Source organism: Anoxybacillus sp. FSL W8-1294 (assembly GCF_037965005.1).
Classification (GTDB): domain Bacteria; phylum Bacillota; class Bacilli; order Bacillales; family Anoxybacillaceae; genus Anoxybacillus; species Anoxybacillus flavithermus_G.
The window spans coordinates 813308-826198 of the sequence record NZ_CP150179.1 but is presented as its reverse complement, the minus strand read 5'-3'; the positions used below and the strand labels follow the sequence as shown (position 1 = coordinate 826198).

General features: G+C 40.4%; 10 protein-coding genes. 3 read left to right on the top strand and 7 right to left on the bottom strand.

All coding sequences use genetic code 11. From position 1 onward, the window contains the following. Positions 1-19 precede the first annotated feature (19 nt). Genes NSQ23_RS04320 through NSQ23_RS04295 form a run of 6 tightly spaced genes read right to left on the bottom strand, consistent with a single transcriptional unit; the run spans position 20 to position 7089 of the window. Entirely contained in the window at positions 20-1231 is a 1212-nt protein-coding gene (locus NSQ23_RS04320; protein ID WP_339173245.1) for a type II secretion system F family protein, read from the bottom strand. A 6-nt stretch (positions 1232-1237) separates the two neighbouring features. Next, a complete protein-coding gene (locus NSQ23_RS04315) occupies positions 1238-2272 on the bottom strand; it encodes a type IV pilus twitching motility protein PilT (RefSeq protein WP_339173243.1) in 1035 nt (344 codons plus the stop codon). A gap of 15 nt (positions 2273-2287) precedes the next feature. Further along, entirely contained in the window at positions 2288-3949 is a 1662-nt protein-coding gene (locus NSQ23_RS04310) for an ATPase, T2SS/T4P/T4SS family (protein WP_339173240.1), read from the bottom strand. Then, positions 3946-5208 carry a VanW family protein gene (locus tag NSQ23_RS04305; RefSeq protein ID WP_339173237.1) on the bottom strand — a complete coding sequence of 421 codons (1263 nt, stop codon included), beginning with the start codon at positions 5206-5208 and terminating at the stop codon, positions 3946-3948. The genes NSQ23_RS04310 and NSQ23_RS04305 overlap by 4 nt, the downstream gene beginning before the upstream one ends. Positions 5209-5221: 13 nt before the next feature. Then, on the bottom strand, positions 5222-5968 hold the full coding sequence (locus NSQ23_RS04300) for a PRC-barrel domain-containing protein (RefSeq protein WP_064214444.1): 747 nt from the start codon (positions 5966-5968) through the stop codon (positions 5222-5224). After that, positions 5965-7089 carry a hypothetical protein gene (locus NSQ23_RS04295; RefSeq protein WP_339173235.1) on the bottom strand — a complete coding sequence of 375 codons (1125 nt, stop codon included), beginning with the start codon at positions 7087-7089 and terminating at the stop codon, positions 5965-5967. Before NSQ23_RS04295 ends, NSQ23_RS04300 begins: the two co-directional genes overlap by 4 nt. A gap of 139 nt (positions 7090-7228) precedes the next feature. Here NSQ23_RS04295 and NSQ23_RS04290 point away from each other — a divergent pair, with 139 nt between their 5' ends. Genes NSQ23_RS04290 through NSQ23_RS04280 form a run of 3 tightly spaced genes read left to right on the top strand, consistent with a single transcriptional unit; the run spans position 7229 to position 10004 of the window. Further along, a complete protein-coding gene (locus NSQ23_RS04290) occupies positions 7229-7819 on the top strand; it encodes a prepilin-type N-terminal cleavage/methylation domain-containing protein (protein WP_339173233.1) in 591 nt (196 codons plus the stop codon). Then, positions 7803-8387: a prepilin-type N-terminal cleavage/methylation domain-containing protein gene (locus NSQ23_RS04285; RefSeq protein WP_339173230.1), complete on the top strand. Its 585-nt coding sequence runs from the start codon at positions 7803-7805 to the stop codon at positions 8385-8387. Before NSQ23_RS04290 ends, NSQ23_RS04285 begins: the two co-directional genes overlap by 17 nt. Before the next feature lie 12 nt (positions 8388-8399). Then, positions 8400-10004, top strand: a complete 1605-nt coding sequence (locus NSQ23_RS04280; protein WP_339173227.1) for a hypothetical protein — start codon at positions 8400-8402, stop codon at positions 10002-10004. Positions 10005-10039: 35 nt separating this feature from the next. On the opposite strand, the gene NSQ23_RS04275 is transcribed toward NSQ23_RS04280, so the two are convergent. Next, positions 10040-12859 (bottom strand): VWA domain-containing protein, encoded by a 2820-nt coding sequence (locus NSQ23_RS04275; protein WP_339173225.1) that lies wholly within the window; start codon positions 12857-12859, stop codon positions 10040-10042. Between the last annotated feature and the right edge of the window lie 32 nt (positions 12860-12891).

Genomic DNA, 12891 nt, shown 5'->3' with positions numbered 1-12891 from the left:
AAGTACTATTTTATTGTTTTTATTGTTGAATGTGATTAAATATATCAAACATCGGGACTAAAATGGATGTGACGATTGTCCCGACAACGCCGGCAAGCAAGACGATCATAAGCGGTTCAATAAGCGATTTTAACCGATCGGTCGCCGCTTCGACCTCTGCTTCGTAAAAATCGGCAACTTTCGCAAGCATCGCATCAAGCGAGCCTGTTTGCTCTCCGATCGCAATCATTTGTGTTACAAGAGGGGGGAACGCCCAATGTCGTTTCATCGGTTCCGTTAACGATTCTCCACGCTCAAGCGCATCACGCGATGTGCGAATGACACGAGCAATCACCTCGTTTTCTACAACCTCTTCAACGATCGTAAGCGCCTGTAAAATAGGGACAGCGCTTGAAAAAAGCGAACTTAACGTGCGCGTCATGCGGGCAAGCACCGCCTTTTGCATCATTCCACCGAAAATCGGCATGCGCAACACGATGACATCGATATAATATTTCGTCTTTTTTTGCCTTCTCAGCAGCATCAGTACCCCATACGTGCTAAGCAACAAAAGAAGAACGCCCCACCAATACGTTTGCATCACTTCACTTGCACGTAGCACAAACTTCGTAATGCTCGGCAAATCCGCACCAAAATCTGCAAACATTGAAACGAATGTTGGAACGACACCGACGAGTAAAAAGATGACAACAATCACAGCAATAATGCCGACAACAATCGGATACGCTAGAGCGGAAACAATTTTTTGCCGCGTGCGGTGCACTTTTTCAAAATGATCAGCTAATCGCTCTAGCGTTTCATCGATACTCCCACTCGCCTCTCCTGCTCGAATCATATTAATGACGAGCGGAGGAAAAATTTTTGAATCGTTCGCCATCGCTACAGATAACGGTTGTCCGCTTCTTAGTTGCTCTTCGATGCGCAACAACGATTTTTTTAGCGCTTTACTTTCCGTTTGTTCCGCTAAAATACGAGTGGCGTCGACAATCGTCACTCCCGCTTTTAAAAGCGTAGCAAATTGACGTAAATAAATAACGAAATGTTGTAGTTTGACGGGGTTACCGAATGTAATTTCTTTCGTTAATAACGTTTGTGGCACTTCGCGTACGTCGATCACTTTCAACCGTTGTTCACGAAGTTTCATCATCACATCGCGACGTGACGAAGCAACAATCGTCCCTTTTTTTACTCGTCCGCGCATATCACGCGCTTCATAGCGAAATTGCGCCATTTGTCATCATCCTTCCTGCAAGTACGGCTCAACCGTTTCTCTTGCAATCAGTCCTTGTTCGACAAGCTCTCTAATGTTCGCCTCAAGTGTATGCATGCCAAGCGCACGGTTCGTTTGCATGACGCTCGGAATTTGATGAATTTTCCCGTTGCGAATTAAATTGGCGACTGCTGCATTGTTTATTAAAATTTCCGTCGCGGCAATCCGCCCGTTGTTTTGGGCGCGCGGAAATAGTCGTTGTGAAATAATGGAAACTAAAACTGTCGCCAACTGAATGCGAATTTGTGCCTGTTGTTCTGGTTGAAATACATCAATAATTCGGTCAATCGTCGCAGGGGCACTTGACGTATGAAGCGTCCCGAAAACAAGATGCCCCGTTTCAGCAGCAGTCACTGCCGTTTGAATCGTTTCTAAATCGCGCATTTCTCCGACTAAAATGACATCAGGGTCTTGGCGAAGAGCAGCGCGCAACCCGTTTGCAAAGCTGCTCGTATCCGTTCCGACTTCGCGCTGATCAATGATGCAGCTGCCATGCTTATGCACATATTCAATCGGATCTTCAAGCGTAATAATATGTTTGCGCATCGTCTTGTTCATATAATCGATCATCGCGGCTAACGTCGTCGATTTTCCGCTCCCTGTCGGCCCCGTGACGAGAATGAGCCCTTGTGGTTTCGTCACCATCTTTTTTAATACGTCCGGCAATTGCAGTTCATCAAGCGTTGGAATTTTCGTCGGTACGATACGAATGGCTAACGATATACATCCACGTTGTTTAAATACGTTCACACGAAAACGTGACACACCTGAAAGACTATATGACAAATCTAATTCGCCGTCTGTTTCAAAGCGCGTCCACATATGCTCTGGAACGATCGCTTTTGCCATTTGTTCTGTATCGGTTGGCGACAACACATCTTGCCCATATCGTTTCAAATCTCCGTTAATACGAAAAATCGGAGGAATACCGACCGTTAAATGAATATCAGATGCTTTTAATTCAAATGCAGCACGCAACATCGCATCTACTTTTTGTTTCATGCTCATCACCTTACCTTATACAATGCTTACACGCAACACTTCTTCTGTTGTCGTCAACCCTTGTTTTACTTTTAACAATCCGTCATCAATTAAAAAAATCATTTTACTTTTTATCGCTATTTCACGCAATTTCGAAAGCGGTTCGCCATTTAAAATGACCTTTCTCATTTCATCAGACATGACCATTAATTCATGCAGGGCGATGCGCCCTTTATACCCTGTCATGTTGCACGTTGGGCAGCCACGACCGCGCATCACTTTTTCAATTTTCAAACCACGGCGAGCAAAAATGTCCACCTCCCGCTTCGTCGGTTCATGTTCCTCTTGGCAATCTCGACAAACGCGGCGCACGAGACGTTGCGACACAACACCAGATAGCGATGTTGCAACTAAAAACGGCTCAACGCCCATATCAATTAAACGCGCGACCGTGCTTAATGCGTCATTCGTATGCAGCGTGCTTAACACTAGATGTCCTGTTAACGACGCACGAATAGCTATTTCCGCCGTTTCGCGGTCGCGAATTTCCCCTACCATAATAATGTTCGGGTCTTGACGTAAAATGGAGCGCAACCCTTCCGCAAATGTCATCCCGACATTTGGATTGACTTGAATTTGGTTGACTCCTTCAAGCTGATACTCGACTGGATCTTCAATTGTAATAATGTTCACATGTTCCCCGTTTAAACGGTTTAACGCTGCATAAAGCGTCGACGATTTTCCTGAACCAGTTGGCCCTGTAATTAAAACGATGCCTGTCGGCTGTTCAATGAGTTGAATAAACCGTTGTAAATTAACTTTATTAAAGCCAAGCTTATTTAAATCGTTTAATGCTGCCCCTAAATCGAGGACGCGCATAACGATTTTTTCGCCATAGATGGTCGGCAATGTTGATACACGCAAATCGACAGGATGAAAATCAATATTCATTTTTATGCGCCCATCTTGTGGGACACGATGTTCCGTAATATCCATATTCGCTAAAATTTTAATGCGCGCCGTTAACATTCCTTGCATATGTTTTGGCAACGCCCGCTCCGTGCGTAAAATTCCGTCAATGCGATAACGAATAACGACTTTCGTCTCTTGCGGGTCAATATGAATATCGCTCGCTCGCTGTTCAACAGCCATTTGTAATATTTGATTGACAAGCTTTACGATCGGCGAATCATCTTCGACAATGTTCTCTTGTTCACGCGGCTCTTGTTGAGGAACGATGTTTAAAAACTCTTCAACCGTGTCGTCAATATCATAATACTTATTAATGGCTCGTAAAATATCGTCCTTTGAGGCAATGGCCACTTCGATATGAAAACCTGTCGACAGGCGCAAATCATCGATCGCAAAAAAATCCATCGGGTCAGCCATGGCGACAAACAATCGATCCCCTTCTCGTTTTAAAGGAATAAGCATATTTCGTTTCGCAAATTCTTTCGGCACAAGGTTCATTAATTTCGGATCAATTGGATAACGATATAAGCTGACATGTGGAATACCGAGCTGAAACTCTAATACTTCAATTAATTGTTGTTCTGTAATATAGCCACGTTGCAACAACGCATCGCCTAATTTTTGCCCCGGCGCTTTTTCCTTTAACGTCTCTTCAAGCTGTTCTTTCGTAATGAGCCCCGCTTCAATTAACAAATCACCTAATCGTTTTCGTTCTTGCTTTTTCATGAGGTCTCATCCTCATTTCCTTTGATTTGCTCGTTTTCATTTCCCCATATGTCTTCTTGCTCTGTTAGTTCTGTTGAAGGCGTTTCGTTTGGTGTTGATGATTCATTGGGTGCTGGTGATTCATTTGGTGTCTCACTTGTCTCGGACCGTAATCCACGCACTTCCACACGATGAATCGGCGGGTAAAAATCTTCCGAAACGAGCACTGTTTCAACTAATGTGCGGTTTCGATCGTACACTTCTTTATATAAGCGAATAAGCATTCCTTTTTTTCCCTCTTCTTTTATTCGTTTTTCGTTCGGCTTCAGCAATGCACTATATTGCACAATCGTTTTCGGATCATAATATTCAATTGGATCTGTTTTTACTGCATATTGGTAAATAAACGGAATTCCCACTAAGGCAACTTTCATTTGTCCATCTTCCGCTCTTACTTCGATCGTATACGATTGATCATTCGGGTTAAAAAATATAAAGTCTTTTTTATTTTGTTCAACAGCCGCTTCAAACCCTGCCTTCACTCCGTTTTGCAATACGGCGCTCGTATGCCGTTCAACAATTTCAAAATTTGTCGGTATTATCGCTTCATATAGTGCAGATGCAAATAACGTCATCGCTTCTTTAGATATACTTAAACCTTGTTTTTTGAAAAAGTCCAAAACAGAAAATATTTGCTTTGGCTCAATTGTCATTGCTGTTTGTGATATTGCACGAAGCTCTTCATGCAATGGAATCATGGCTTGCGATAAAACCGTTTCTTGTTGCATATCTTCCCGAACGTATTGCTGAAGCAATAGTTGAGCAGATGTAAGGGAAGCAGCCTCATGTTCTAACTGAGCTTTTACTTTTTCAACATCCATCCAATCGCTTAATGCGCCGATGGAAGTGATCGCCTGTTGTAACACTTCATGATCAACAGAAACGAGGAGAGGGGTGCGCTTTCCGCTTACCGCCTGTTTCATGCTCTCCTTGATATGAAATGTAAACGCATTCGTTGGCAGCGTCGCTTCTTTTCCTTCGAGTACGAGCGTCATCGTTGCTGATTGCTTCCACTCGTTCACTTTTTCGTTCACTTGTTTATACGCCTCATCAGCCGAACGATTCGATACATCGATCGGACCAATCATCGTCCCTTCAGCAAATTTGTCCCCGCCAGCAAACGACTCGTACGCCCATGTCGCCACTTTTGTAGTTGTCAGTAAATATGAAACGGTCAAAAGCAACGTAAAAAACAACTTTAGCGAAACGTTTTGGCGCATGACATACGCCTCCTTACTCGACATTCATCGACAGCTCAATTACAACATCTGGGCCTTCTTCTTGCGCGCGAATCACATGTTCTTTCGTCAACACCGTATCTTTTGGAAGCAACACTTGACCATTTGCATCAACAATATCTTTTAATAATCGTTTTCCTGTTAACATCTCAATTTGTTTTTGACGCAATTCATCTAGCTCGTTCCCTACCGTTTCTGGAAGCATTTGTTTAATGAGCGGCTCGACTTGTGTTCCTTTTAGCGACAATAACGCGTCAACATTGGAGACGAGTTCTTGTTGCGCATGTTCATGAACAATTAACAACTCTTTTCCATATGTAATGACGTGATCGGCACGAACGATACGAACATCCGATCCGATTTGTACTTCAATGCCTGTAATTTTCCCTGTTTCTTCATCGATATAAAACTCTGTTGCCTCCCCAAGCAATTGTCCTTTTCTCGTCATTACTTTCGCTTGTTTAATCGCAATTTTTTTGTTGACAAGCTCATTTGCAATCGGAATGACGTTTAAATCAAGAACAGCTTTTTCTTCCTCTACTGTTACCGCAAATTCACCAATCCCAATGATATGGCGAAACGGAATCGCTTTCATACTAATTTCCCAATTTTCTTGATCAACAATAAAAAAGTCAACAGTTCCTTTTTCTGGGTTTACAACGAGCGATTTCACTTGCCCAAGTTGAACACCATTTTGAATGCTAATGACTGGAAGACCAATAACTTGTGTACTACTTTTCATTTTTTCCACCCCATTTTTTGTTCAGCATAATGTATCATATGTGCTAATTGTTGTTGGATCATCGGGTAAAGCTCATATTGCCCGTACAATTGTTTCGCGACATCATATAGCTTTTCATATTGTTTCGAAGCAACGTAATGCTCCATTAATACATTGGCAAATGTGTAATAATCTTGTTCGTGTAAGCGAGGATGTAAATGTTTATGAATAAGCTGTTCATATTGTTCGTCCGACAACAATGGACGCATCGCGTATAAAGAAGCAAGTAAATTTTTCATGAACGGTCTCGGGAGCATATGCACCTCTTCATTGTTTTCTTCTACTGTTACACATTCATCATCGGCCGTTCCTTGTTCTTCTTCGCTCACTTGCTCTACTGCTTCCTCAACGCTTTGAATACTTTCTTGTTCTTCTACCATATCAGCACTCGCTTCCGTATGTATATCATCGTCTTCTACAATCGGCTCGATGTTATACAATTCATCGCTCACATGCTCGCTCGTTTCTTCGACAACAGCAATCGTTTCGATGTCGAGTAGCTGACTATCTTTTTCTTCCTTCATTTCATTTTGATCATGTATAATCTCCATATTTTCTTCACTGAGCAAATCAAGCCACTGTTGTTCTGCCACGTCTTCGGTTGTTTCGTTTACACTTGTATCGTCACTGTCTACCATATGTAACGGCTCAATGACGTCATCTACGCTTTCTATCGGCTCAATCATATGATCAAAGTCATTTTCACGGAGCGGTTCAATAGAGGTTTGTTGTTCAATTTCTTCAGGCCATTCCCTTTGAAACCATTCCTCATCGACGTTTTCGATTTCTTCTTGTCGAATCTCCTCATTTTGTTGCTCCACCACCTCTTCTATAGCAGACGGTAGTTCGTCTTTTTCGTCGCCTTCAACAATTAAATCATGTTCATGAATGCGTACATAAAATAAATGACCGAGCTTTTGTTCAAGTAAATATGTGCTTGCAATGACTAAAAGAAAAAGGAATAATGAGGCTTGCCAAAGTGGAAATTGCTCGATCGCAATCATCCCAAACATGCTTAATAAACAAGCAACCGTTAATAAAAGAGCTACTCCTTTTTTTGTCCACCCAAAAGGCAGCCGCATATAGATGGGGATTAATATGAGAAAAAAGATAGCGAAAAATAAATATGGCAAATCGTTCCCCCCATTCGCAAATGATACAACACCTAACTCTAACATATTGTATAATAAAGTTATGTATTTTAAAAGAAGGGGAAGGAAAATGTGTCAAAAGAAAATAAATATTTTTTATAATGAACGTGGATTTACGTTAATTGAAGTGTTATTATCCATTGTTATTTTATCATTCGTTATGGGTGGCATGTTTATGTTTTTTACAAACGCGATGACATACACCGCGTATAATCAATCAAAAACGGTAGCCATCAATATCGCACGTGGGGTCGTTCATTATATGGCACGTCTCGATTTTCAAACGATCAACGCCTATGTTCATGAACATATGACAGAACAAACACCGTTCATACGTTTCGATGCTTCGTCATGTTCCAATAGATCGTTATTTCCTAATGGAGACGTATGTAAAGCTGTTTTTGCACCAACAGTTAACAACGTCACATACGATAAAGAAGACGTACAAGCTTGGTTAATTCCATACAATCAAACGATATGGTCACAAATAAAAAACAACCCACCAAGTGAATTTCCTGATCCTTTAAAACAAACGATTCAAAACGAAAAGGAAATAAAAGAAAATGTAAGCGACTATTTACTTCGTTTATATGTCACCGTCCGTTCGAATAACGAACTGATCGTCTTAAAAGGAGTGATCGCCAATGAAAGTATTCGCTAACGAACGTGGACTGACGCTTATTGAATTGCTTGTTGGGTTAGCGATCACATCACTTATTGCTGCTTCCGCGTATGGCGTATTTACAACAGGGACGAAAGCGTATAAACGAATCGGTATTGAAAATCAGTTGCGAAGCGAAGCGGATATATTGATGACAACGATTTTTAACGAACTATATGCCCTTGCTCCAGACGGCTTAAAGAAGGATGAATCAAACGACTATAAGCTCACATTCGTCAATCAAATAAAAAAAGACATTGATGAGAGTACAGGGCTCGTCGAAGAGAAAGAAGTCGAAGAGAAAGAAAAAGCAGATCAAACGTTACAAATCATGATAGATAAAACAAACGAGACATTACTTATAAATGGGAAACAAGTCACGCCATCCAATTTACGTATCGTTCCCGAACAGTCTGAATTTCAATACAAATGCATGCGAGAACAACAAAACATATGTAAAAGCGGGGTCATTTCGATTCGTTTATCTGTTCAAGACAATGACCATCGCAATCCAGACGATCCGTTATATACTGAACCGTTTACGTTGCAATCACAATTTGGCTTTTAGGGGGGGAAAGAGGTGAACGAGAAAGGATATAGCCTTGTACTCGTTATGTTAACGGTCACTGTCTTTTTTATTATTGGGCTTACCATTTTATCTGTCAGCATATATCAAGCGAAATTTACACAAGTGCGCGTCGAGGATGTCACATCGCTTCACGATGCTGTAAAAGCGGTAGAAGAAACAGTAGCGGAGTTAAAAGCGAAAATTAAAACATTGCCGCTATCGACCCCAACGCAGCTTGACATCGATTTAGGAAATGCACAAACTGGCTTTTTAAGTGAACTCATGAAACGCCATAGCGTCACAATTGAAGATATCACCGATGCAAAAGGAATCGCACGCAATAAATTATTTACGCGCGTATTTCGCATCTCCGCCCCATACGAAAAAAAAACGGTATCACGTGAAGTAATTATTACAAATGCACCGAGCTTTTTAAAATATGCGATTGGCTCGCGTAAGAACGTGACATTGAACGGCGGTTCTTATATTGACGGCAATATATATGCAGGAAATGATATATACGTTACAAACGTCGCGAACTATATTTATAACTCAACGCTTTATTCGGTACAGACAACGTTTCCAACGACAAGTGAAAAAAGTATATTGTTTGTAGAAGGCAACCGTTATACGTGCGATCATGAAAATGGAGCGAGAAGTTGTTACAACCTAAATAACAATAAATTCGAGTACTCATTGCTAAATTACTCAGAACATGAGCTACCACCTTCTCTTCTTATTCAAAAGGAGACAGAAGATTTTATTGACGTGGATTTCTCATGGACGCTAAAGGATAAACTATTGCTAGCAGCTGGAGTTGAACCTTTTAGCTATGAGTATGCGAATTACATTAAAAATTCAGGGGATCCAGAACATCTTTTTAATCAGCTTAAAGAAAACGAGGCTTTTTCTCTTGTAGATGATGTCATGCTTCTTAAAGACTTTATTAAAAACAACCAGAATAGCAAATCTATCGTTCTACAATCTGCTCCTTCCTATGTGTTTGAAAACGAAGAGCTTAACTTAGAAGACAAATGGCTTATTGTAGATGGGGATCTATATTTAGGAAACAACAGTAAGTTAAAGGGAAACATCATTGTGTTTGGGGATTTGATTATAAATGGAAAATCCGGAGTACAGCTTGCTTCTACAATATACGTGACAGGGAAAACGTCAATATATGATACCAATATTTCAGGTCTAGATAATGAACAAGTTGTCATTCTTTCAAAAGGACGTCTAGAGCTTTATCGAGTGAATGAGTTTAATAACAGCTTCAGTTTCGAAAAAGAAAATCTTCAAGGGTACTTCTATACCGAGAGCAATGCTGTAATTTATGCAGTTGGTTCGTATATCAATATTAGAGGAGGATTGTTCGCTAAGGGAAATAGTGAGCAAACAATCGCTGATGGATTCAGCGAGGGAGTGACCATAAACGCTTATCGCGGAGTGGTAACATCGCTGTCAGAACCGCCTAATTCCAATCCAACACTCACAAATGTGTCCGAATCACGTTTTATCATTCGACACGACAAAAACGTCTTGATCGATCGCGGATTAGGTCTTCCATTTTCAAAAAGGTTGCATGTAATTATTGATGAATTGAGCGTAAAATAAAAAGCAGACACGAGTTAAACCCTCGCGTCTGCTTTTTACCATTTATTCCTTTTATCTTCAAACTCATCTCCTAAATTCCTATCTCTTACAATGACAAGCATAGATGCCGAAATCATCTCATTATCTCTAGCTCTCGCCGTGATTGTTGCATATCCTAACTCCTTTGCCTCTAAAACCCATTTTTCGTTTTGTTCAAAAACAGCAACATAACTTGGAGAGCTCGAACTCATATCAATTTTTCTATTTGTTGCATTACTCGGTATGAATTCAATTTCTTCATTGAGGTAAACCTTCGTGCCAACTGTTACATACAAAATCGAACGTTTAAAACGAATTCCTTCTAGCAAAACAATAGGATCTATGACTCGAATTTGTGCACTTTCATACAAATTACTTCCATCTAATGTTCTAACTGTGATGTTCACAACACCTGGTCTCTTCGCCACCACTTTTCCTTGTTGATCAATAGTAGCAATATTCGGGTCACTTGAACTCCACTGTAACTGCTGGTTCGTTGCATCAATTGGAGAAATGACTGGTCGAATAATCTGCTCATCTCCCACATTCATCTCCCTATTGTACTCAAGTCTGATGCTACTAATCAACTTGTTGTATGTCACAAAAACAGATGAGAGGCTAGGCTCTTTTGTAAATCCACCAAATGACTTAACAGAAATCGTCGTTAAACCGTCAACAGTAATCGGAATTTCATACGGCTCAACTAGTGAACTCCAATTGATATTTTGCTTTAAGTTAGCCATTTGATATTGATAAGAAACATTTTCACCTGCCACAAATCCAACAATCCGAACCTTCACAGGCTCTGTTACCACAGATCCACTTGGAATCTCTACGTTGTCAGACTTCAATATTTTTAACTGAGGCTTAAGATTTAATTCAACCGATTCGCCATCCTTGTAAGTTACCAAAATAATATAATCGTCGCTGCCCGACTTAAACGATAATGACTGGATTGGCAACATTCGTAACCCATAATCATTAGGATGCTTCGTTTCAGCAATCAAATTCGTTGTCAGTGGAAGTGTCCGCCATTTAGAAACGAGTCCTCGGCTATCTCCTTCATAATAAATGTTTGGGAACTCTAAAAGTCTCACCTTCATCCCGATTAACTTTGAAGCTATTGGCAATACAGATGATCTTAGACCATAGATACTATCTTCAAAAGAAACTGTCGCCCGAGGCAATTGCACTGCATCCATAGCCCAGTTTACCTGTAATTTTAAATCAACATTCAACAACGTATTATTCAGTTCTTTATAATCAACTTTCTTATCTGGCAACAAAAGTTCCGCATACATTGTACCGTCCTTAGTGTAAACATTAACATTTTGAGAAGCAGCCACCGTTACTCCTTGTGGAAGCGGTTGAATAATTTTTATATTGCTTAAATAGCCTGACTTACCACTTCCAACATAGCCACTAGGAATTAGCGTATATCGTGCAACAAATTGGTTAGAATCACCGTTAGTATTTCCATATTTAATTAGGGCGCTAACATCGTGGGAAACCCCTTGAAGCTCTACTTTTCCGTCAAATGTCGGTGGAACTTCATCCTTTACTACTATCGTAACTTGCTTATTAATAGACGGTTGTGTTACACCATAAACATCCCTATAAACCATCTCTGCATTCAGCGTATATGTTCCTTTTTCCTTGAACGCGATCGGCACAGATACATTTATTGGGGAAGGTGTAGACTGACCAACGTTATAATTGACGTTAAATGAAATGTAAGCATTCGTCTTAGTATCATCAATCCATACATTACCATTTTCAAAAATTTGCACCTTTCCATCGAACGAATGAAGAGGAATGCGAATTGTCCCTGACAATACTGGATCTATTGCAAGTTTTGAAAATTCATGGAAAATTTCTACTAAGTTTTGTGTTGTGCCTTGTTTGGCAATCCCACCAGTTATCGCCGATAACCGCTCTAGATAATTTAAGTCAACATCTCGATTATTTCCGAATCCAATCGAGTAAAGTGTGACATTACTACTACCAAGTTCCTTAGACATATTCAATGCATGACTACGTATTTTCTCTTTATATTTTGCATAATCTGTTGAATTTCGTGATAAAGTTGACTGTCTTCCACTTGGATAGTAGATCACTCTCTCAGAGGTTATACCATCACTAAACAATCTATATTCAACATCTAAATTGGCTGTCTGGTTATAGCATTTCCTCCACAATAATATCCCTTCACATACTTCATATGTCACTTTTTCCTTTACCTTTGATACCGTTGGCTCACCATCAGTTAAAAATATAACATATTTTTTTCGAGTAGAATCATCAAAAAAGGACTGAGCCGTTTGCAACGCAGCTAAGTAGTTTGTTCCCCCACTAGCAACTAAACCATTGGCTGTTTTTAAAATAGTCTCTAAGTGGGATGAAACATTATACACACCCGATGGAAATGGAACAACTCGATCATACTTAACACCATCTGAGAAGGGGACTAGAGCAAATCGGTCACTTGGATTAGCATTTGCCTTGAAATAATGTATAGACGAAGCTAATGCCTGTTTAGCACTTTGAAATTTCATAGGATCCGTTCCCAATTCATCCATTGAGCCGGAGATGTCAAAAACAAACACGACATCAATCGGCGGGCGAACGATGTTATCAATTTTTCCTTTTGGAGTAATGGTTATATCCAGCCGTCCCTTAGCATCCTCATTAGGAGGCTTTGCATATTCATTTTGGGACGGAACAACTGTGAAATCTAATGACGGAGATGTCTGAGCGTGACCCAGTACAGGAAAATAACAGCTGAAGAGGATAACAAAAGAGAAAACAAAAAAGAAATGTAGCAAGCTTCTCCTCACCTACCTCTCCCCCTTTCAAAAATCCTACTTTT